General features: G+C 53.8%; 1 protein-coding gene. It reads right to left on the reverse strand.

Annotated elements, in window-relative coordinates:
* Nucleotides 1-266 (reverse strand): hypothetical protein (locus AC3XQU_RS23090; RefSeq protein ID WP_489876492.1); only part of this gene is annotated, 266 nt, incomplete at its 3' end.
* Nucleotides 267-407 lie beyond the last annotated feature (141 nt).

The raw sequence follows: 407 nt of genomic DNA on the forward strand, positions 1-407 counted from the left end.
GGGTCGCGCTGGTGACCTTCCGTACTTACGTAACCACCTTTGTTGCTTGTTGCATGTTGCTTGTTGCTGTTGCTGGGAATCGGGACCGAATTCGATTGGTATTCCGATTGGTAATCGGGGCTGGTACCCGGATTACCAATCCCATTGGTATTCCCATTGGTAATCCGATTGGTAACCGGGGCCTGATCAGGATTGGTAATCGGGACCGCAATCGCATTGGTGTAACCAACCGATGCCAGGTCGGGATACGACAGCAGTTTCGTCAACGATTCACGCGTGTCCTTGTGCTCCCATGACGAGTAGGTGGGGTGCTCGATCCGGTCTCGTTTGAGCTCCGAGATGACAGCCGCTTGAAGGGTTCTAGATGCGATCTCGCGGTATGCCTTGACGACAGACGCTGCCATCTT

This window comes from Telluria sp. AZSoR62, from assembly GCF_058111565.1.